At 49.1% G+C, this 22,020-nt stretch carries 19 protein-coding genes and 3 pseudogenes; 16 read left to right on the forward strand and 6 right to left on the reverse strand.

Going from position 1 to position 22,020, the window contains the following annotated elements:
* The first annotated feature begins 92 nt into the window (after positions 1–92).
* From ABDK09_09410 to ABDK09_09420, 3 genes are all read left to right on the forward strand, one after another.
* Positions 93–791, forward strand: a complete 699-nt coding sequence (locus tag ABDK09_09410; GenBank protein ID XAW89809.1) for an oxidative stress defense protein — start codon at positions 93–95, stop codon at positions 789–791.
* Between the two features lie 242 nt (positions 792–1,033).
* Positions 1,034–2,269, forward strand: a complete 1,236-nt coding sequence (locus ABDK09_09415; GenBank protein ID XAW89810.1) for a hypothetical protein — start codon at positions 1,034–1,036, stop codon at positions 2,267–2,269.
* Between the two features lies 1 nt (position 2,270).
* Positions 2,271–2,906 (forward strand): GGDEF domain-containing protein, encoded by a 636-nt coding sequence (locus ABDK09_09420; protein ID XAW89811.1) that lies wholly within the window; start codon positions 2,271–2,273, stop codon positions 2,904–2,906.
* Positions 2,907–3,379: 473 nt separating this feature from the next.
* On the opposite strand, the gene pykF is transcribed toward ABDK09_09420, so the two are convergent.
* Positions 3,380–4,792, reverse strand: coding sequence for a pyruvate kinase PykF (gene pykF / locus ABDK09_09425; GenBank protein ID XAW89812.1), 1,413 nt, complete (start codon positions 4,790–4,792; stop codon positions 3,380–3,382).
* Positions 4,793–5,228: 436 nt separating this feature from the next.
* Between pykF and ABDK09_09430 the strand changes: the two genes are divergently transcribed.
* Together ABDK09_09430 and glmS are read left to right on the forward strand one after the other, a co-directional pair.
* A complete protein-coding gene (locus tag ABDK09_09430) occupies positions 5,229–5,990 on the forward strand; it encodes a DeoR/GlpR family DNA-binding transcription regulator (GenBank protein XAW89813.1) in 762 nt (253 codons plus the stop codon).
* 108 nt (positions 5,991–6,098) lie between these two features.
* Positions 6,099–7,932, forward strand: a pseudogene (glmS, locus tag ABDK09_09435) (glutamine--fructose-6-phosphate transaminase (isomerizing)).
* Between the two features lie 324 nt (positions 7,933–8,256).
* On the opposite strand, the pseudogene ABDK09_09440 reads toward glmS, so the two are convergent.
* The 5 genes and pseudogenes from ABDK09_09440 to ABDK09_09460 all read right to left on the reverse strand — a co-directional run bounded on the left by ABDK09_09440 (position 8,257) and on the right by ABDK09_09460 (position 12,605).
* Positions 8,257–10,453, reverse strand: a pseudogene (locus ABDK09_09440) (YjbH domain-containing protein).
* Positions 10,454–10,457: 4 nt separating this feature from the next.
* Entirely contained in the window at positions 10,458–10,901 is a 444-nt protein-coding gene (locus tag ABDK09_09445; GenBank protein XAW89814.1) for a capsule biosynthesis GfcC family protein, read from the reverse strand.
* 13 nt (positions 10,902–10,914) lie between these two features.
* The gene (locus ABDK09_09450) at positions 10,915–11,199 is read right to left on the reverse strand and encodes a hypothetical protein (protein ID XAW89815.1); all 285 of its coding nucleotides are present in this window, start codon (positions 11,197–11,199) and stop codon (positions 10,915–10,917) included.
* Between the two features lie 76 nt (positions 11,200–11,275).
* Positions 11,276–11,941 (reverse strand): YjbF family lipoprotein, encoded by a 666-nt coding sequence (locus ABDK09_09455; GenBank protein XAW89816.1) that lies wholly within the window; start codon positions 11,939–11,941, stop codon positions 11,276–11,278.
* A 265-nt stretch (positions 11,942–12,206) separates the two neighbouring features.
* Complete coding sequence (locus ABDK09_09460) at positions 12,207–12,605, reverse strand: hypothetical protein (protein ID XAW89817.1); 399 nt, start codon at positions 12,603–12,605, stop codon at positions 12,207–12,209.
* Between the two features lie 471 nt (positions 12,606–13,076).
* On the opposite strand from ABDK09_09460, the gene ABDK09_09465 reads away from it, so the two are divergent.
* The 11 genes and pseudogenes from ABDK09_09465 (at position 13,077) to rfbD (ending at position 21,939) form a co-directional block, all read left to right on the forward strand.
* Positions 13,077–13,424, forward strand: a complete 348-nt coding sequence (locus tag ABDK09_09465; GenBank protein ID XAW89818.1) for a hypothetical protein — start codon at positions 13,077–13,079, stop codon at positions 13,422–13,424.
* Between the two features lie 14 nt (positions 13,425–13,438).
* Complete coding sequence (locus tag ABDK09_09470; protein XAW89819.1) at positions 13,439–14,461, forward strand: polysaccharide biosynthesis/export family protein; 1,023 nt, start codon at positions 13,439–13,441, stop codon at positions 14,459–14,461.
* Positions 14,462–14,465: 4 nt separating this feature from the next.
* On the forward strand, positions 14,466–15,182 hold the full coding sequence (locus tag ABDK09_09475) for an SLBB domain-containing protein (protein ID XAW90709.1): 717 nt from the start codon (positions 14,466–14,468) through the stop codon (positions 15,180–15,182).
* Between the two features lie 2 nt (positions 15,183–15,184).
* Positions 15,185–15,970 carry an ABC transporter permease gene (locus ABDK09_09480; GenBank protein ID XAW89820.1) on the forward strand — a complete coding sequence of 262 codons (786 nt, stop codon included), beginning with the start codon at positions 15,185–15,187 and terminating at the stop codon, positions 15,968–15,970.
* A 115-nt stretch (positions 15,971–16,085) separates the two neighbouring features.
* The gene (locus tag ABDK09_09485) at positions 16,086–16,853 is read left to right on the forward strand and encodes a hypothetical protein (GenBank protein XAW89821.1); all 768 of its coding nucleotides are present in this window, start codon (positions 16,086–16,088) and stop codon (positions 16,851–16,853) included.
* Entirely contained in the window at positions 16,822–17,496 is a 675-nt protein-coding gene (locus ABDK09_09490; protein ID XAW89822.1) for a hypothetical protein, read from the forward strand. The genes ABDK09_09485 and ABDK09_09490 overlap by 32 nt, the downstream gene beginning before the upstream one ends.
* Before the next feature lie 49 nt (positions 17,497–17,545).
* Positions 17,546–18,460 carry a glucose-1-phosphate thymidylyltransferase RfbA gene (rfbA, locus tag ABDK09_09495; GenBank protein ID XAW89823.1) on the forward strand — a complete coding sequence of 305 codons (915 nt, stop codon included), beginning with the start codon at positions 17,546–17,548 and terminating at the stop codon, positions 18,458–18,460.
* 134 nt (positions 18,461–18,594) lie between these two features.
* Positions 18,595–19,141 (forward strand): annotated as a pseudogene (gene rfbC, locus ABDK09_09500) (dTDP-4-dehydrorhamnose 3,5-epimerase).
* A 2-nt stretch (positions 19,142–19,143) separates the two neighbouring features.
* Complete coding sequence (locus ABDK09_09505; GenBank protein XAW89824.1) at positions 19,144–19,977, forward strand: glycosyltransferase; 834 nt, start codon at positions 19,144–19,146, stop codon at positions 19,975–19,977.
* On the forward strand, positions 19,955–20,917 hold the full coding sequence (locus ABDK09_09510; protein ID XAW89825.1) for a glycosyltransferase family 2 protein: 963 nt from the start codon (positions 19,955–19,957) through the stop codon (positions 20,915–20,917). Before ABDK09_09505 ends, ABDK09_09510 begins: the two co-directional genes overlap by 23 nt.
* A 227-nt stretch (positions 20,918–21,144) precedes the next feature.
* On the forward strand, positions 21,145–21,939 hold the full coding sequence (gene rfbD / locus ABDK09_09515) for a dTDP-4-dehydrorhamnose reductase (protein XAW90710.1): 795 nt from the start codon (positions 21,145–21,147) through the stop codon (positions 21,937–21,939).
* Positions 21,940–22,020: the final 81 nt, after the last annotated feature.

Genomic DNA, 22,020 nt, shown 5'->3' on the forward strand with positions numbered 1-22,020 from the left:
GCAGTCAGCACAACTTGATGTGCTATTGCTCTGGCTTATCTGCCCGGGCCTGAATGGTCAGGATCCGGATTTGACGATAAAAAGGTGAATAAATGAAATGGATCGCCCAGCTTGCGTTAGTGCTATGCAGTGTCACATCACTGAGTGCGTATGCACAAACTCCGGATTTTCCCCATTTGGTGACCACAGGTTACGGTGAGGTTGAGGCTCAGCCTGATATGGCGCAGTTCTCAGTACGGGTGGTGGAAACCACTATGAATGCCGAACAGGCCAAGGCTGCGGTGGACAAAGTGGTGGCGCAGTTTACTGACCGCCTGGCCGAGTCCGGTGTTGAGCGCAAGCAGATTGCCAGCTCCAACCTGTTTGTCGCCCCGCAGTATCATTATCCGCAATCGGGCCAGCCGGAACTGGTCGGCTACCGCGCTTCGCGCAATGTGACGGTTGAAGTAGGCGATATCGCCAATCTGAATCAGTATCTCGATATTGCTCTGGCGGCGGGTATCAACCAAGTGGATAACATTCAGCTCAAAGTCAGTGACCCGGGTAAATATCAGATGCAGGCGCGCATGGCTGCGATTGAGGATGCCAAGCTGAAGGCACAATCAGTGGCCAAAGGTTTTGAACGTAATCTCGGCTCTATCTGGCAGGTAGAATACAATGATGCCAATCAGCAACCGGTACTGATGCGCAGTATGAACATGAGTGAAAAGCGCGCCATCAGTGATACCTATCAGGACTCCGTGCTGACTATCCGCGATCGGGTACAGGTTATCTATCGTCTGGCCGACTAGGCTTAGCGTTTCACGCAATATTATCGATTAACTCAACAATATCGAGAGTTAACTGATAAATTGATAACTTAAAGCATAAAAAACCAGTGTTAGCCGACAATTCATGTTAGTACCACGTTATTTGCTACTGAATACAAAAAGCATGGAGTTAAATGATGAATCGGCTATTTTATATTCTGTCTGCGTGCGATGGTGCTATAATGCCCGACTTAAATTTTTTGGCAGGTTAGTGGCGCAGAGTGATGAGATTTTCAAGAGTAGTGATCTTTCTTGCGATTGTCAGCACCCTGATCCTGAGCGCAACGGCTGCTTACTATTACCAACGCTACCAGGCAATCAAACAAGCCAGCATAACGGAAATCGCGCAGAGCGGCCTGAATCAGCTGACCTACAGTGAACGGGAATTTGCCAACAGCCAGGAGCAGCTGTTTTCTGTGGTTGACCTGCTTAGCCACAGCCAACTGACGGCAGACTTTGCGGTTGACCCCGGTGAGGATAACAAAGCGCAGCTGCAGGGGATGTTCATTTCCGTACTTAAGAGCCAGAAATGGTACGATCATATCCGTTTCGTTGACACTCAAGGCATCGAAAAACTGCGGGTCGATTATTATCCGCACACCCACTCCGCGCAGAGTATGGAAGATGATACCGATCAGTCACAAACCAGTTTCTTCCGCTACGCGCAAACCCTCTCTGATGATGACATTGGTATCTGGAGCTTGCAGCACAGCCTGGGGCCAAATATCGAATTTACCCTGCCATCTCTGCGGGTGATCACGCCGGTATCTATTCTGGGCAAGCGCTATGGCTACATCATGGTCAGTGTTGATCCGTGGAATCTGGCCAACCGGCTCAACTATGTGCTTAATAAAGAACTGCGGCCGCAGCTGGTCTCTGAGCAGGGGATCTATCTGGTCGCATCGGGACGTAACTACCTGAACACGCCGGGACAAGGCCTCCTGCGCAGCGAGAGTCTGGCGCAGCGTTTTCCGCTCAGCTGGAATGAAATCAAACAGGTGCAAAATGGTTATACCCAGGAAAAGGGCTGTCTGCTGATATTTACCACCTTTGCTCTCTCTGCCGACCAGAAGCTGCACCTGGTGATTAAGTTATCTCCTCAGCAACTTGCCGAGCGTTTACAGCGCGATGTGGATGATCTCATCAAGCAGAGCATTTTTGTCTGTCTGCTGTTGCTGGTGTTTATTCTGCCGACCTTGTCGATGGCGCTGCATTACCACCGGCGTAACATTGACAGTAAACTGGCGCGCGCAGCTCTGGAGGGGATGTCGGCGGTGATGATCTCCGATACCTCACACCAGGTCATTAAGGTCAATCAGGAGTTTGAGAATATCACCGGTCTCGGCAGCGATCAGGTACTGGGCTGTAATGGTTTGAAAACTCTGTTATCGCAGCATGGCATCGAGTATGTGCTGCAAGTGCTGGAATGGGTCGAGCAGGCCCGGTTTCTGGGAAGGTGAAGTGGAATTTGTCACCCCGGATCAGCGTCATCTGACCACGATTATGCGTATCCAAGCCATCACTGAAGCCGGAAGCATCAGCTATTACATTACCTCGCTGGTGGATATCAGCGAACGTAAAGCACTGGAAAATAAACTGCGTGAACTGAGTGAGAAGGACTCGCTGACTCAACTGTGGAACCGGCGTAAGTTCGAACAGGAGCTGCAGGCGCAGACCCAGCTCGTGGCGCGTTATCCCGACAGTCATGATGCTTGTCTGGTACTGATTGATATCGACTTTTTCAAACGGATTAACGATGAAAAAGGGCACGATGTGGGTGATCAGGTGATCATCCAGGTAGCCCGAATTCTCTCTGGCCAGTTACGCACCACCGACTTTATCAGCCGGATCGGCGGTGAGGAATTTGCTGTGATCATGCCGCATACAGCCATTGATGAAGCGCAGGCGGTGGTCGAGCGTTTGCGCCATGCGGTTGACTTAGACCAAAGTCTGACTGTGACCATCAGTGCCGGAATTACCGACTTGAACCAGGACAGCACCCGTTCCTACAAATGTGCTGACATTGCCTTGTATGAGTCTAAAACCCTGGGACGCAACCGGGTTTCGCTCTGTTACAGCTGTGATGATATTGCTTAGTGTTTATTACTACTGATAAATGTTGATGAGTGTCACATTTTTCTGACACTGCGACTAAAGTCTAATTTCTCTTTTTACTTGAGCTAAACTGTACAATAAGTAGACTGTTGTTCTTTTCATCAATAGTCGTCCGGGTACTGAGCTATCATGTCGTCACCGCTGTGTGATGAACAAGTTGTCACCGCTGTGTGATGAACAGACAGCACGATAAAGACGCCGGGCAAAACGGGGCAGGTATGGTTAATCACTTTCTGGTGAGGCTGACCATTGGCTTTTTGTTGGTGTTGGGCATAAAACTGAGCGCACTTTATTTCCTACCTATGGTTTTATTGCTGAATACCCATCACAAAGAGTTCTTTGGCTGGTAGTTGAACCACAGAAATTAAAGACAAAAAAATCGGGGCATGCCCCGATTTTTTATTGTCTGTCATCTTATCCGGCGCAGGCCGGATAAGTGCCTCAGCGGACTGAAATTACAGTACGTGAACAGATGTTGTGTTGGTGGTACCTGAAGCAACCAGAGCGCCAGAAACCATAACCACGATGTCGCCTTTCTTACCCAGACCAGATTCCAGAGCAATCTCTTTACCCAGACGGTAGAAGTCATCAGTGCTGGCGATTGAATCAACCACAACCGGACGAACACCTTTAGTCAGAACCAGCTGAGCGGCGGTTTTCTTGTTCGTAGTTACCGCGATGATGTTCGCCGTCGGGAAGTACTTACGTACTGAACGTGCAGATTTACCCGCTTCAGTTGCAACCACAATCAGTGGTGCAGCCAGTTTCTCAGCAGTATCTACCGCGCCTTTACATACCGCTTCAGTGATGCGCAGACGTGGGCTGTCCAGACGAGAACCCAGTTCTGCTTTCAGAGCTGAGTCAGTACGGTTTGCGATTTGCGCCATGATCGTCACAGCTTCAACCGGGTATTTACCTTTCGCGGTTTCACCAGACAGCATCACTGCGTCAGTACCGTCCATGATCGCGTTCGCTACGTCACCCGCTTCTGCGCGAGTAGGACGTGGGTTCTTGATCATTGAATCCAGCATTTGTGTTGCAGTGATAACCACTTTACGTGCACGGTTACATTTCTCGATCATCATCTTCTGCGCGAAGATAACTTCTTCAGCCGGGATTTCTACACCCAGGTCGCCACGTGCAACCATGATACCGTCAGACAGTTCCAGGATTTCGTCGAAGTTGTCTACGCCTTCCTGGTTTTCAATTTTAGAGATGATCTGGATGTTTTCGCCGCCGAATGCTTTCAGCACGTCGCGGATTTCTTTCACGTCAGAACCTTTACGGATGAAAGATGCTGCAACGAAATCAACGCCTTGCTCACAACCAAATTTCAGGTCATTTTTGTCTTTTTCAGACAGGGCTGGCAGGTTCACAGAAACGCCTGGCAGGTTAACACCTTTGTTTTCGCCCAGTGCGCCGTTGTTAAGAACTTTACATTTTACTTCGCTGTCAGTTTTAGCAACCACTTCCATTTCGATCAGACCATCGTCAACCAGGATAGTGTTGCCTACGTTCAGGTCGTCAGCGAAACCGGCGTAAGTAACTGCCACGATGTCTTTGTTACCGACGACTTTAGTATCAGTGGTGAAGGTGAATTCCTGGCCTGCAACCAGCTCAACGTCATCACCGTTTTCCAGTTTGATAGTACGGATTTCAGGACCTTTAGTATCCAGCAGGATAGCCAGTTCCTTACCTGTGTTTTCCATGACAGTACGGAAGTTCGCGATGCGAGTACCGTGCTCGACAAAGTCACCGTGAGAGAAGTTAAGGCGCATGACGTTCATTCCGGCTGCAACCAGTTCAGTCAGCTTCTCTACAGATTCAGTTTTAGGGCCAATCGTACAAACGATTTTGGTCTTTTTCATGGAAGGGTCTCTCCGGTAAATAAAATTTAATAAATAAAGTAAAGTTTCGTTGTTAGCGTCGAAGTGAGCTCGGTGGTGGCAACTTATCTTCTTCTATTGCCAAGTGTAGTTCACGAGTTTTACTCACCTCAAAGCTGAAAGTCTTTCAACAAATTTAGTCATTTTATGACCATTTGTATGGGATGAAATTTCAGAAATCTTCAACTTATCCATGTTGAACGGGTTTTGTGACACTAATGCGGCGTCTGATTCTGTAATTTTTTTTCTTTTCGGGTGTGAATTCTAACACTGAATGAAGGCAATATCACTGTCTAAGGTTTGTCTTAGGACAAGGTTTTAGCGCGAAATAATAATTTTTTGGATCGAAATAAATGGACAGAAATGTTTCATCTTGATTATAATTTCTTTCGATTCGAAACTAACAAAACAAAAAATCATGTCGAAACGAAACACGCAGCTCAGACGACACGCTATCGCCAATCTGGTGAATGAAAAAGGTGAAGTGAGCGTCGAAGCGCTTTCCAGTCAGTTTGATACTTCCGAAGTCACCATCCGAAAGGATTTGGCTTCATTGGAGGCTAACGGATTACTACTCAGACGCTATGGCGGCGCGATTGCGCTGCCTCGCGAAGTGGTGGCCGATGAAATGAATTCAAAAGTTTCGTTTCGAAAGGTTGAGCTGGCAAAAGCGGCGGCAGAGCTGATTCGGGAACATAACCGAATTGTGATCGACAGCGGCAGTACCACTGCGGCACTGATTCAGCAACTGAACGACAAACGCGGCCTGGTGGTGATGACCAACTCCCTCAATGTCGCCAATGCGCTGAATGAACTGGAAAGTGAACCGACCTTATTAATGACCGGCGGAACCTGGGATACCCATTCAGAATCTTTCCAGGGCCAGGTGGCTGAATCTGTGCTGCGTTCCTACGATTTTGATCAGCTGTTTATCGGCGCAGACGGTATTGATTTGGCACGCGGTACGACTACGTTTAATGAACTGGTCGGCCTGAGCAAAGTGATGGCGGAAGTGTCGCGCGAAGTGATCGTGATGGTCGAGTCAGAAAAAATAGGCCGTAAGATTCCCAATCTGGAACTGGCCTGGGACAGCATAGACGTGCTGGTCACGGACAGAGAGCTGTCTGATGACTATGCTAAACAAATTGAATCTCATCAGGTACGGGTGATCCGGGCCTGATACAAATTATCCCGCTTCTAAGTGACATGGCTTGTTTCATTTGCTGAAAATGGCGTAAGCATACTTAGTCGTTTTGTCCGGAAGCAAAACAATTAACGGAGAATAAACATGTGTGGAATTGTTGGCGCAGTAGCGCAGCGTGATGTGGCAGAAATCCTGGTTGAAGGCCTGCGCCGTCTTGAATACCGTGGTTACGACTCAGCCGGTGTGGCGATTGTGGATGGTGAGCAGCAGCTGACCCGCATCCGTCGTCTGGGCAAAGTTCAGGAAACTGGCCGATGCGGTTGACGCGGCGCAGGTATCTGGCGGTACCGGTATCGCCCATACCCGCTGGGCGACGCACGGTGAGCCGTCTGAAGTTAATGCTCACCCGCACATGTCTGGTGATATCGCTGTTGTGCACAACGGCATCATCGAAAACTACGAAAGCCTGCGTGAGCAACTGCGCGAACGCGGCTACGTGTTTGAATCGCAAACCGATACCGAAGTCATTGCTCACCTGGTGGATTGGGAGCTGCGCAGCGCCTCTTCACTGCTGGAAGCGGTGCAGAAAACCGTTAAACAGCTGGAAGGCGCCTACGGTACTGTGGTTGTTGACCGCAAAGATCCAAGCCGTCTGGTGGTCGCTCGTTCCGGCAGCCCAATCGTGATCGGCTTTGGTGTCGGTGAAAACTTCCTGGCGTCAGATCAGCTGGCCCTGCTGAGTGTGACCCGCCGCTTTATGTACCTGGAAGAGGGCGACGTGGCAGAAATGACCCGCCGCGAAGTGAAAGTGTTTAACACCTTGGGCGAGCAGGTTGAGCGTGAGATTGTCGAATCGAACGCAGAACACGATGCCGGTGATAAAGGCCAGTACCGTCACTTCATGCAGAAAGAGATTTTCGAACAGCCAAAAGCGCTGCTCAACACCATGGAAGGTCGTATCACCAAAGATTCTGTGATAACCGAAAGCATCGGGGTGAACGCGGTTGAGATCCTGAGCAAGGTTGAGCACGTGCAGATCATTGCCTGTGGTACTTCGTACAACTCAGGCATGGCGGCGCGCTACTGGTTTGAAGCTCTGGCCGGTGTCAGCTGTGACGTGGAAATCGCGTCTGAATTCCGTTACCGCAACTTCGTGACCCGTCCGAACAGCCTGCTGATCACCTTGTCTCAGTCCGGTGAAACCGCCGATACCCTGGCTGCGCTGCGTATCGCCAAAGAGCGTGGCTACATGGCCGCGATGACTATCTGTAACGTCTCCGGTTCATCACTGGTACGTGAATCCGATATCGCGTTCATGACCCGCGCCGGGACTGAAATCGGCGTGGCATCAACCAAAGCCTTCACCACGCAGCTAGCGGCGATGCTGATGCTGGTAACGGCAATCGGTAAAGAGCAGGGCCGTATCAACAAAGCCAAAGAAGCGGAAATTGTCGAGGCGATTCACGCGCTGCCGGCGCAAATTGAAAGCGCACTGGCCTTCGACAAGCAGATTCAGACTCTGGCGGAAGATTTTGCCGACAAGCATCACACCCTGTTCCTCGGCCGCGGTGAGTACTACCCGATTGCGATGGAAGCGTCACTGAAGCTGAAAGAGATCTCTTACATCCACGCAGAAGCGTACGCAGCCGGTGAACTGAAACACGGCCCGCTGGCACTGATCGACGCCGATATGCCGGTCGTGGTGATTGCACCCAATAACGACCTGCTGGAAAAACTGAAATCCAACGTCGAAGAAGTGCGCGCCCGCGGCGGCCTGCTGTATGTTTTCGCGGACGAGAAGGCCGGCTTTGAGGCGGATGAAAGCATGAAGATCATTCCGATGCCGCACGTCAGCGAAATCACTGCGCCAATCTTCTACACCGTACCGATGCAGCTGCTGTCGTACCACGTCGCTCTGATCAAAGGTACCGACGTCGACCAGCCTCGCAACCTGGCTAAAGCGGTAACCGTAGAGTAATTCAGTTACCCGCCCCCGCCCAAAAAAAGAAAAGGCGCAGTCAGATTCAATTCTGGCTGCGCCTTTTTGTTTCCTTACTTTTCGGAAACAGTGCTCCGGGAACAGAAGCGGGAACAGGACACACACCGTCGTGGTGTTCCTTTTTTACGGGGACACTCGCCTATATGTTTGTGCTGGTTTAAAGGTGTGTGTCCTGCTTAAAAATTGTTCCGTCCGAGCTCGATATCCTTTTCTTAGGTGCATAAAAAATGACGATGCTGTAAACACAACATCGCCATTTGAATTACTTGTTAACGCATTTGTTAACGTACTTGCTGACTCAGGTTAGTTTGCGCTGCTTGGCTTCTGGTACCACTGTGAACGCGAATCGGTTTCGGTAAACAGATAGTGCTGTTTACGCAGCATCTGGCCGCCATCACGGGTAATTGGTTCCCAGGCGATATTGGCGCGGCTGGTACTTGGTTTCACCGTCATGATATCCATCGGGATAGAAACATAGAAACCTTTACTGAAGCTGCCTTCACCGTACTCTTCGGCACTCAGGTTAGTTTTAGCCGCGTATGCACCAACAGTTACGCCAGACTTAAACTGCTTAGAAAAATCGACCATCACACCGACATCGCCACCCAGGAACTTACCTGCGTGTACTTTGATCAGCGTATTGTCCAAAAATTCCCACTGCGGCATGTAGTACGCCGACACATGGCCGGTTGTTCCGCGGCTCAGTACATAAGCCTGACAAGACGGAATACGCTCGTCACAAGTGGCTTCGTCGTAGAAGAAGTAGTCGTCAGTAAAGACACCAAACCAGGAATCCGGATCACGCTGACTCACCAGGTTAGCATCCACACCCAGCGCCCAGTTCGCATTCATCGGACGATAGAGCACTTCACTGCCGACACCGGCAAACATGCTTTCCAGATAACCGCCATACACCTGGGTGTACAGACCGTCAGTCGGCTGGGCAAACCAGGTCAGCTGTAAGTTGTTCAGACGTACCGGATGATCATGCACGTAAGCACGGAACATGGTTCGCACCCTTGGGGTCGCGTAGTTGCGAACGTGTGGCGAGTTCTCGACGTAGTTGAACTTGTCATAGTTATCGACCAGGTTGAAGTAAATCGAGCCGCTTAACTCAACATTATCAGCCAGCCACAACTTAGCGCCCGCGTTAACGCCCAGGCTGTAAAGATAGAAGGTTTCCGGTGCGCCGAGGCTCTGCTTCAACGATGGATCGATATTGTAATCCCACACCTTGCGGGTTGTCGCCTGGTTATCACCTCGCTCAGCACGCGGTTCACTGACGGAGAAAGCGTTCTTCACATCAGAGTTCACGCTCATGTAGTTTGCCGCCTGAACATATTGCTCACGGTCTACCTGAGTTTCGGTCATATCCATACCGGCTTGCTGTTCCACAATGCGGAAGGTACGAATCGAGGCGTCAGAGGCATTATTCAGAATCGCAGCCGTGCGATCCAATGCTTCCGTACGGTCACGATATTTCTTCTGCTCGCCGCGCACGACAATTTCATCATCACTGACACGGATATCATTCAGCTCGTAGCCGGCGTTGTCTTCAAGTTTCCTGAGCGACCTGCTGCCAGTCCGTATCTTGCGGATTCGGGCGTAACTGAGCCTGAGGTTTTGGATCATCACGCCAGGTGGTCGACATATCGTTAAAGTTGGTATAAAGGTTAAAGCCCAGCGTCAGCGTGTCACCGCGCTCATAGCTGACCTTCGCATCCCCCCAGTCGCCTAAACGATAGTTGATCCCGAAGTTCCACGGAGTGTGCTGGCGCAGAAGCTTACCGTTGACGGTGGGTAAGTCCTGACTGTAGTCGTTGCCTTCATATTCCACTTTAATGCGCAGTGGTTCGTACGGCGTCTGATATTCGATCCCACCGAACAGGGCAGCAGGGCCCTTAAACCAGCGATCCAGGTCAACACTACCGCCTGAACCGGCATATTCATCGTTGTTACGGATACAGTAACTGTCGGTGGCTTTACAGAACGGGTTGGTGACCGAACCGCTCTGGCCCAGGTAGCCCCAGCCCATACCCAGGGTAAAATCCAGGTTGCCGAAACGCTTGGTCGCCGCAACAAATTCACCGTCAAACAGACCGGTACCACCGATATCGCGGATACCGAACGAGGTTTCCGGTAACCAGTAGCTCTCTTGCAGCAGGCGCAGTTTAAAATCCAGGCCTTTGTCGGTATACAGGTTGTCGCCACTGTAGCTTTCATCGTTACTGAATTTAAAATCAGGGACACGGGTATAACGAATAGTGGTTTCCAGCCAGCTCATCAACTGCAGCGACACCATGTAATGCTGATAATCATCGTTGATGGTCGCACCCAGGTTGAATTCACCTTCTTCGGCCATGCGGCCGGTCGGAGTCTGCATCAAACCGGTGCCGCCAAAATCAGTCTGAGAGACTTTCCATTGAGTATTCGGGTCCGCGTAAATAACAGACGATGAAAGCACACTGCACACAGCAATCAGTAAAGTCGAGTGTTTCATCTGTTTATAATCCTTTTCTCATACTGATGAGTTTTACAATATCTCTTTCTAAATCAACCAGCTGAGGTTCATCTGAGCCAAAGCCAAGAAATATAACACTGCCCGGCGCCAGATGGCGGCGTTCATTATTGAAGTACTCGTAGCCAGAGCGGAAAGTCTGACCATCCGGATAAATCACCCAGGCCAGGCTGTTGTCAGCGCTCGACAGCGGCGTCACGTTTTCCAGGTAATCACTGAGATGATAAGCCGGATTAAACGGCACGCTTTGCGGGCGGAAAAGTAAGCCTTCAATGCTGATGTGCTCATTGCGCTGCGGGATAATCAGTTCGAATTCACCACTCATCATCGGATTAGCAGCGGGTTTGAGACGAATGGCATCATAGTCGAGCGAAGTAAACTCACGATAACCAATATCCCAGCGTTTGATCTGTTCAATCAGCAGCTGCACCGAAGTGGTCCATTCACTGTGCGTGTTGGCAAAGGTTTGCAGTTGGTCCAGAAACCTTAGCTTTTAATTGCTGGGCTTTACCTTCTTTGTCACTGTCAAACAGCTGATTAGAGAGAGGGTACACCACAGGCGAAGCCTGTTTGGATTGAGCAATCGAATCAGCCAACACCCGATCAAGGCGAACAGGTTGAGAATATTCCAAAGCGATCCCTTCTCCGGGCAGTTCGACCACCAGAGGTTTCGCATAAGAGGAGACAGACAATAGAATGAAACTGCCGAGCAGAATTTTCCGTTTCATGGGTAATACTCTTCTAATTTAACGGCAAGCGTTAGTCGTTACTTAATGACAGACATCAGTTATTTAACAGCAAACGTCAGTTAACGGCGTAAGGCTTAACGATCTCTAACTCGATATAGAGCTGATCCGGGATAACCCATTGGGCGCTCTTCACCACCTGACCTTGTTGATCAACCCAGTAATGGCTCGACATTTGAGAGCCTGAGTCCTTAAAGCGCACATCTTCCTGAATATGCGTGGTCTGCTTTGTCCATACCGAGGAAGTGACGGTTTCGTTGCCGATAACATGCGAGGTCACATCGGCAATATGGCCAAACTGGTAGCCGGGTTGCCAGTCATAAGTGGCTTGCCATTGCGGTGCAGTATTTGCTGACGGTGAAGTGAGCTGATTGGTTGCTGAAACATTAACCAGGTTGGTGTTGGGTAAATTCAACGTTTTAACAATGCGGCCGTTTTCTGTCGTGATCATAGCCTGGTCGGCAGAAACCCATTTTAATTGTACATTGCCGGTTTGCGGGTTTATTTCAGTTAAAGCCAGAACCATGGATATTTGATGCGTACCGTTTACCCGGGCATACAGGTTGGCATAAGGCAGATTTTCTATCTGTTCTTGGGAGAGGTTCACATCTTCAAAACCGAGAAAAGCTTCTTTCAATGTGGAACCGGTATCTAAAAATCGTTGGCTGCAGCCTGCCAGTAAAGTAAAAATAAAGACAGAAGTGTAGCGAGTAAACTGGCTCATCCGTATGTCCTGAATGTAAGTCCTGAATAAATTAATGCGAACGGTATGTTATATCGATTAGCAGTACGTTAGTCACGTCAACGCTATATTTACGCAAAAGCTCTATTTGCGTCAAAAAGGAAGCGTGGCAAAAGAGTTATTACGTCAAAAACTAATTACCTAACAATATAAGCAAAAAAACACCCTTGGCTTAAGCCGAAGGGTGTTTGGCGTCAAAATACTAACGCTTGGTCAGTACCGTCACGCTTAGTTAGTACTATCACGCTTAGTTAGTACCGTCAGTACCGTCAGTACCTGTTGTACCAGTTGTACCATCGTTGTTCGATGATGCAATGGCAACAGCAGCAACTGCCAGGCCTGCACCTACAGCAACAGCTGTAGAGGTAGCAATGCCTGTCGCAGCAGCAGTAGCAGCAGTAGTAGAACCTGCTGCACCAGCACCAACGCCAGCACCAGTACTAGCGCCAGAAGAGGCGCCTGCAGCTGTAGTAGTACCAGTAGTACCACCAGTACCCGTTGATGCACCAGCAGTACCTTCTTCTACTGCAGCGTTAACTGCGGTTGAAGAGATACCAAAAGCCACCAACATTGCTAGAGCAAAGTGTTTCATTAATAATATCCTTGTAAATTTACAAATGAACCATCGATGATGTGCATATTCCATGCACAGGATACATTCTATGGGTAAATAAAGTCCTTGTAAAAATAAATATTTGCCTTAGCCCAGTTCAACTTACGTTCAATCTTGCGTCAAAATTTAAACATAGGCTATACTCTCGCGCGGAAAAATGTATAGTTATACCCCTATGAATGAATCAGTTTATTCATATTTGTATTAGTGATTGCCGATATATTGAGCAGTTGCTAATTAGTAAACAAAGATTCACGGCTTATTCATAGAAGCGTCACTAATACACAGGCAGTCTTTGATGAATACTTCAAGGCTTGCAGTGCATTCGTGCGCATTACGGAATAATACAAAAGATATGGAGATGTGCGTTGTGTGGTTAACGCTAAAAGCCAATGGGCGGTAGCGTGCCTGCGCACAGTAATTAGCATGTACAGACCAACCATGTATAAAAAAACCTTCTCTAAAAGCATTATCAGCAAAAGTATAGTGCTATGTTGTCTAAGCATGCTGGGATTAACGGCGTGCAGCAGCGCGCCACGTCAGGTTCAGGCAAGCCTTCCTTTAGTCGCAGCGACTATTCAGCCTCTCGGACAAAAATTACCCGCCAAATATCGTTCCCAGTTGGAACAGGCAGACAGCACCCAACTCGACAATTCCGATTACTCCATTCAGCTCGGAGCCCGCTATACCTCTAGCCTGGGCCAGGATTGTCGTGACCTGACCATCTACGATCAAGCCGGTGATAAAAGCCAGCGCGTTGCCTGCGCTGAGAAAAAACAGTATCCGGAGCAAATCCGCGCCTGGTACCTCGTCCCGAACATTGTCCAGCACGCGTCCTCAATTAAGTTATGATTATGAATCTCTCATTGTTTAGTAAACGACTGCTGTGTGCAGTGTCGTTACTGCCGATGGCTGCCTTTGCCGCATCCCCGTTACTGATGAATGCCGCCAACCAAAATGGCAGTGCGGCAGATCCATCTGCTTATACCACTCCGACTTCTGCACAAGGCCAGCAAGCGCCGAATGAAGCGCTGGCGATGGGCACTTACTCCAGCGAAAACCGCACCAACTTATTATTACCGGGTGAAACCGACGTACGTAAATTGTTGCCCTCAAGTGGTGAGAATATGCCTCCCCCTTATGGTGCAAACTTATTTGCCGGCGGATATGAAACTGAGCGGACAGACGGATTAAATGATAATTATCTGATCGCAGCCGGTGATAAAATTAATATTTGGATTTGGGGCGCAGTTAATTATTCCAGCGTGGTTACTGTTGATAACCAAGGTAATATATTTATTCCTGATATCGGCCCGATTAAAGTACAAGATTTACGTGCCAGTGAAGTAAACCAATATGTTACTTCGCAAATAAAGAAAGTGTATACCAATAATGTCAGCGTTTATGTCAATTTGCTGACATCCACGCCGGTCAGTATTTATCTTTCCGGGCCGGTCATTCGTCCCGGCCAGTATGCCGGTATGGCATCCGACAGCATTCTCTATTATCTCAACCGGGCGGGTGGCATTGACCCGGAGCGTGGCAGCTACCGTGAAATTGTTATCCTGCGCGATAACCAGCCAATTGAAGACATTGATTTATATGACTTCATCCGGACCGGTAAGATGCCGAAAGTCAGCTTTAAAGACGGCGATGTCATTTTAGTCAAACCACAAAAAGCGGCGATTACTGTTTCGGGCGGGGTACGTAACCCGTTCCGTTTCGAGCTTAAAGAGTCCGTCACTCCGGGCAATATGCTGACTCAGTATTCACGTCCGCTGGCGAAAGTGAGCCACGTCGGTGTTATGGGTAACCGTGACAGCGGGCCGTTTCTCTTTATATATGCCGTATCAGGAATTCCTGAAATTCAAATTACAGGATGGCGATAAAGTGATGTTTAATGATGATCTGCATCCGCAGGTAATCGATATTCAGGTCACCGGCAGCTATCTTGGCCCTTCTTATTTCTCCGTCAACAAACGCACTCGTTTACATGAGTTGCTGAGCTATATTCCGATTGATCCGGAACTTGCCAATAACGGGTCGATCTACATTTTGCGCCAAAGTGTGGCACAGAAGCAGAAAGAGATGATCAACGAATCACTGGATCGCCTCGAGCGCAGCGTATTTACCGCACCAGCCTCATCAGACGGTGAAGCGGCTATCCGTGCCAAAGAAGCGGAGATGGTGATGCAGTTCACCGAGCGCGCGCGTAAGATTCAGCCGCTGGGTAAAGTGATTGTTTCCGACGATGGCAATATCGCCAACATTCTGCTTGAACAGGGCGATAAAATCGTCATTCCTTATCAGACCGATCTGGTGCAAATCGGCGGTGAAGTGCTGATGCCACAGGCAGTGGTGTTTAATAAAGATGCCACCATCGATGATTATGTCGCCTGGGCCGGCGGTTTTACCGACCGGGCAGAAGACAAGCGCATCGCGATTGTGCGTGCCAACGGCCTGGTTGAATTTGACAGCAAGGACCCGATTGAAAAAGGCGACCAGATTCTGGTGCTGCCGAAAGTGGAAACCAAAACCATGCAGGCAGTTAAAGACATCACGCAGATCATCTATCAGATCGCAGTGGCAGCCAACGTAGCGGTTAACTAACCATGGCCTTGGTTGAAAAACGCTCCACCCTGAAAGTGTGGGGCGATGTTATTTTTGCCATCTTTTTGCGCGAAATTAAAAGCAAATCGAACGATAAGCTCGGTGTGGCCTGGAGTGTGGTCTCGCCGGTCGCCTTTATTTTTATGCTGTCGTACATTCGCGGGCGAATGGATGGTGGTGAAACCCATGGTGTGCCGACCTTCTACTTTATGGTATTTGGCATGATCCTGGTGCAGTTTTTTCTCGGCTGTATCGGGTCAGTGTCCGCCTCGATCAAGAAGAATAAGCCGCTGTATGCGTTTCGTCAGGTGCAGCCAATCAGCTCCATTGTTGCTATTGCTGGTTTTGAGCTGCTGATTAAGCTGTTTGTGGTATTGATTATTGCCATACTGGCCTACTTCCTGCGGATTAATGGCCAGGTCGATGATTTATTGGAAATTTTATTGATCTTGCTACGGGTCTGGCTGATTGCAACCAGTCTTGGAGTACTGTTTGCATTGGCGGCTTGTTATGTACCAGAAATTGATAAATTGCGTTCACTGGCAATGCGGCCGATCTTCTTTATCTCCGGCATCTTTTTCAGCTTGCAGGATATTCCGCGTGACTACTGGCCATACCTGACCTGGAACCCGCTATTACATGCAGTGGAGCTGGCGCGTTATGCCGCTTATCCGCAGTATGGTACTGAAGGTGTCAGTTATTTTTATCTCGATATCACCACTCTGGTGCTGACCTTTTTCGCTCTGGCGTGTTACCACGTCAGCTGGAAGCAGGCAATTAGCCGCTAATCGTAGACGCTATGTTTTTAGTCGCTGTCTCATGGCCAGCGACTAAGCAGCCGTCAGTTGTAAATGGCAAATGATAGCGCCCGTCGGGCGCAGTTAAACTTTATAAGAAGTATCAATGAGCGAACAGACCACAGCGCAGAAGTTTAAGCAATTACAGCAAGATCTGACGCAGCAAGAATTCAACAGTATCGATTTTCTGACCGCAAAAGCAGAGCAGATTGAAGAACAAGATCCTGAACTGGCCAAACGGATTCTGGTGCGGGTTGCTAATCTGAAAAAGCAGCAGGCAGCAAACAGCGAACCGAAAGCCAAACTGACGCCGCCAAACGATGGTGCAGACAAAGCGTCACGCCCGACGCAACAAGCAGATGGCAGTGAGGATGATAGCGCAGTGCAAGATGCCGATGAACTGCCGCTCTGGCGCCGTTGCTTTAACGCGCTGAAGAAATCTCATTTTTTCCTGTTAGTGGTGACGCCGACTCTGCTGTTTGCATTTTATCAGCTGATCTGGGCTACTGACCGTTACGAGAGTCAGGCGCAGGTGATTGTGCAGCAGCCGGATGGTATGGCGACTATGGATGCCTCAATGGCAATCCTGAGCGGATTGGGCGTTTCCAACAGCGGGGTATCAGATACCGAACTGGTGAAAGCTTATATTCTGTCCAACGATATGCTGAGCTACCTGGATGACAAGCTCAATCTGCGTGAGCATTACAGCCAATCATCGATTGATCTGTTCAGCAGCCTGCCGGATGACGCGACCCGGGAAGATTTCCTTAAGTATTACCAGGACCACCTTGAAGTTTATATCGATTCCAAATCGAGCATTGTTCATGTTTATAGCCAGGCGTTTGATAAACAGTTTCGCCCATCTGCTGACTGAAACCATCGTTAAACGTGCCGAGTGGTACATCAACTCCATCGGTCATCAACTGGCGGAAGCGCAGCTCAAGTTTATTACTCACGAGCATGAGAATATCGAGCAGCGCCTTGAACAAGCGCAAGTTAAACTGATGAACTTCCAGCAGCGCTATAACCTGCTCGATCCGACCGCCGAAGGCACGGCAATGCAGCAGATTACCTATACCTTAGAAGGTCAGGTATCAACGAAAGAAGCCGAGCTGAAAGGGCTCTCTTCGATCATGAGCGCGCATGCGCCGCAAGTGGTGCAGGCTCAAAACCAGTTGGCAGCGCTCAAAGCGCAGCTGATTAAAGAGCGCTCTAAGTTGTCTGAAGAGGACGGCAAAGTGACGCCGCTGAGTGAAATCCTCGCCAGCTATACCGACTTAAAAGTCAAAATGGAGCTGGCACTGCAGGCGTATACTTCATCGCAGGTATCACTGGAAAAATCACGCATCGAAGCCTACCGCCAGCTTAAATATCTGGTGGTAGTCGAAGCGGCCACGCAGCCGGAAGACAACAAATACCCGGATGCGTTTTACAATATTTCTCTGTTTGCCGCCCTCGCTGCGATGCTGTTTGCCATTGGCAATATCATCGTCTCGACCATCCGCGAACTGAAATAACTCCCCTAAAAAAGACATTGAAAATAATCATGCAAGGAACAGTTGGACTATGAATTTAAACGTCGAATCGCCGATTAATCCGTATGGACGCAAAGGGATTATTCTGGCCGGTGGCTCAGGCACCCGTCTTTACCCGCTTACTCAGGTGGTCAGCAAACAGCTGATGCCGGTGTATGATAAACCAATGATCCACTACCCGCTGGCCAACCTGATTATGGCCGGCATCCGTGAGATCTGCATCATTACTACTCAAGAAGAGCAGCACCGCTTCCAGCGCCTGCTCGGTGACGGCTCGCAGTGGGGTGTATCGCTGGAATACGTGGTGCAACCTTCACCAGACGGCTTAGCGCAGGCGTTTATTCTGGCGGAAGAGTTCCTGGCGGGCGCACCAGCAGCGCTGATCCTGGGCGATAACCTGTTCTACGGCCATGATTTAGCGAAATCATTCCGTAATGCCAACGCGCATGGCAGCGGTGCGACCATCTTTGGTTACCACGTGGCGGATCCAACCTCTTATGGTGTGGTTGAGTTTGATTGCGAAGGCAAAGTGCTGTCGATTGAAGAGAAGCCGCAGCAGCCGAAATCTAACTATGCAGTACCGGGTGTATACTTCTTTGATCATAATGTTGTTGAGTACGCCAAACGAGTGGAGCCTTCTGCGCGTGGCGAACTGGAAATCACCGACCTGATTGAGCAGTACCTGCAAGCCGGCACTCTTAACGTTGAAGTTATGGGGCGCGGCACCGCCTGGCTGGATACCGGCACGCTGGATGACCTGCTCGATGCGGCGGTCTTTATCCGCGCGATTGAAAAGCGGCAGGGCCTTAAGGTCAATAGCCCGGCCGAAGTGGCTTATCGCATGGGCTTTATCGGTGAAGAAGAAATTCGCCGCATTGCCGAACCACTGCGTAAATCCGGTTACGGTGATTACCTGCTAGGCCTGCTGGAGCACAAAGTATTTTAAGCTTAGAACCTGATGCTTGGGCTTGAAGCGTGAGTCGGCTTCAAGCTTTAACAGTCGGCTGCCTTGCCGGGCAGCAATTAATGTTATAACGGTGTGATATACCGTGCAGAGGTTTATATAGGTTAGAACATAATATGAAATTTATTGAAACTCGTATTCCGGACGTGAAAATTATAGAGCCTCAGGTGTTTGGCGACGAAACGCGGCTTTTTTATGGAAACGTTCCGCACCACACTGTTTAACCGAGAGTGCGGTGAACGTGAGTTCGTGCAGGAAAACCACAGTAAATCCAGCCACGGTATCCTACGCGGTCTGCATTTCCAGACTGAAAATACCCAGGGTAAACTGGTGCGCGTGGTCTCCGGTGAAGTATTCGATGTCGCGGTTGATATGCGCAAAGAGTCACCAACCTTTGGCCAGTGGGTAGGGGTGGTACTCTCAGCAGAAAACAAACGTCAGCTGTGGGTGCCGGAAGGTTTTGCCCATGGTTTTTACGTCATGTCTGCTGAAGCCGAGTTCGCCTACAAATGTACCGATTTTTACAACCCGCAAGCCGAAGTTTCAGTCAAATGGGACGATCCGACGCTGGCGATTGAGTGGCCGCTGGTGGATAGCCAGGCACCAAGTTTGTCAGCCAAAGATGTGGCTGGCCTTAGTTTTGAAGCGGCGCCTAAGTTTTAACTGTGTCTTATTCAAGTGCGCCGCCAATATCACTGGTCACCGTGTCTCACGGGCATGAAGTCTATATTCGCGAGCTGGTCGCTTCGCTGATCAAGTTTTGGCCATCACCGTTTGAGCTGATCCTGATTGACAACCTTAACAGTGATGCATTTGATCGCTGGGCTGAAGAGTGCAATCAGCAGCTGAGCACGGTGAACTCGTCGATCCGTTTATATAAATTCAGCCAGCCGAGATCGTTTAGTGTCGGCAATAACTTTGCCATCACCAAAGCGAGCCACGAGCATCTGTTTATTATCAATCCGGATTGCCAGTTCATTAACCGCTCGGTCCAGAAGTGGTTTATCGACCATCGTGAAAAAATCGACGGCAACTTGTTTTATCCCTGCTTACTCAATAGTGACGGCTCACGCCAGCAAAACTACAACGAATGGCCCTGTTTAACCAATCAGGTGATGCGTTTAATTCGCGCGAAACTGGGGCTGCCGACCGGGCAGCGGCAAAAACGGCGTGACTGGTATTTTGCTTCGGCCATTATTACCACCAAATCAACCTTTAGCCGCTTAAACGGCTTTGATGAGTTGTTTCCGCTTTATTGCGAGGATGTTGATTTGTGCTACAAAGCCAAATTACTCGAGATTCCTTGTATTCCGGTGGAGTCAGTCAGAATGATTCATCATTTGGGTGGTGAGGCGATGCACAAGCATCTGCGCAAAGCGATTCACTCTAATGTGGTGTGGCGCTATGTGCGGGTGCGCAATTATATCCGCATCAAGGTGCTGAAAAAGCAGTATGACCAAACATGGGTGAAATCCAGTGGCGACAAAACCCTGTATTGATATTGTGCTCGCTACGTATAACGGTGAACGTTTTGTTGCGCAGCAAATTAGCTCACTGCAAAACTGCCGGCGTTACGCAGAGTTGGTGGCGCGCGTAATCGTGGTCGACGATGGCTCATCAGACCAGACTCGGGCGATTATTGCCCGCTTGCAACAAAGCGATCAGCGGATTGAATGGCATGTTAATCGCGGCCCGCTGCATGGCCCATGCGCCAACTTTAATTTTGGCCTCGGCCTCACCACAGCAGATTACATTATGCTGTGCGATCAGGATGACATCTGGCACGCCAATAAAATTGCGCGCTCTTTTCAGGCTATCTCTAGTCAGGCTATAACAGCCCGGGAAATCATCCAAGCTCAGCGGCCAGCATTAGTGTTCAGCGACAAACGCATTGTCGATCAGGATCTCAATGAGTTGTGCCCGAGCTTTTTTCAGCTGCGTAATATCTCCCGCCAGTGGCATCACTGCACGGAAAGCTTACTGCAGCAGAATGTCGCCTCCGGCTGCACCATGTTGTTCAACCGCCAATTACTGCAACTGGCACTGCCGATTCCGCCCGCAGCCTTTATGCATGACTGGTGGTTAATCCTGGTGGCTAAATTAAACGGCGAGGTGGTGTTTATCGATGAGCCGCTTATCGATTACCGTCAGCACAGCAATAATAGCCTGGGCGCAAAGTCACACACAGTCTGTTATCTAATATTCAATTTTTTTAGTCACTTTAACAGGTTCGAGAAGAATTTCTGGCACACAGTAAGACAAGCAGAAGCACTGTCATCACAATTTAGTGAGAGTGGAGTTAATCTTGTTCCCTTTACTGAGGTAAGGTGTCTGTCTTATGGGAAACGTTTACGACTTTTCCTTCAAGGAGATATCCGACAGCACAGCTGGAAAGGTCAGATTGCGTTGTTATTAACTCTTCTTAAAGGTTATCGTTAAGGGTTTCTGCACATTTCTATCCACAAGGTCGATTTGAATATTAATGGTACGATTTTTCTCTCTCTCTCTCGTAAGATGCGACTATGCAGCCATGATTATTAAATCGAAAACCTAAATTTATATGAAAATACTTATTACCGGAAAAGGTGGGCAGTTAGCCTGGGAAACTAGAGCAAACGGCTCCTCAGCAATATGATGTCAAAGCATATTCCGCTGAACAATTAGATATTACTAACCAGATGCAAATTCTGAATGTTATTGAGAAATATCAACCAGACATATTAATAAATGCAGCGGCATATACATCGGTTGATAAGGCTGAATCAGAAAAAGTGATGGCATACGCCGTCAATGATAAAGGCAGTGAAAATCTCGCGTATGCTTGTGTAAATCACAAAGTGAGCTTGATTCACATCTCAACTGACTTTGTGTTTGATGGCAATCAAACTACACCTTACCAGCCAGATGATCGTCCATGTCCGGTTAACGTTTATGGAGATTCGAAACTGCGCGGTGAGAGAAAAGTAGCGGAAATTCTTGGTAGTCAAGCAACTATTATCCGTACTGCCTGGGTCTATTCCGCGCACGGCAATAACTTTGTAAAAACCATGCTGCGCCTGATGGCAGAGAAAGAGCAACTGGGTATCGTGTACGATCAAGTCGGCACTCCAACCTGGGCCAAAGGCCTGGCTCAGATGATCTGGAACCTGATTGAGCAGCAGACACAAAACACAACCGGTGCTGATTCAGCGCAGACGCAAATTCTGCACTGGACCGATGCTGGTGTTGCATCCTGGTATGATTTTGCAGTAGCAATTCAGGAGCTGGCGATCGAAAAAGGCTTACTCGAAAAATCGATCCCGGTACGCCCGATTCCTGCTGCGGCATACCCAAGCCCGGCCAAACGGCCAAGTTTCAGCGTGATTGATAAAACCAGCGCTGAAAAAGCCAGCCAAACGGAGACCGTTTACTGGCGTAAGCAGCTGGCTGCCATGCTGGATGAACTGGCAAGCTGTGACTAGCTGCGCAAAAGTCGCGGAATTGAAGCAGAATTTTACTCTGTCTAACTTTTGCGACTTGTATTTCTCTAAACTACCCAACTT

Origin of the sequence: Vibrio sp. CDRSL-10 TSBA (assembly GCA_039696685.1) — a bacterium.
Lineage (GTDB): Bacteria > Pseudomonadota > Gammaproteobacteria > Enterobacterales > Vibrionaceae > Vibrio.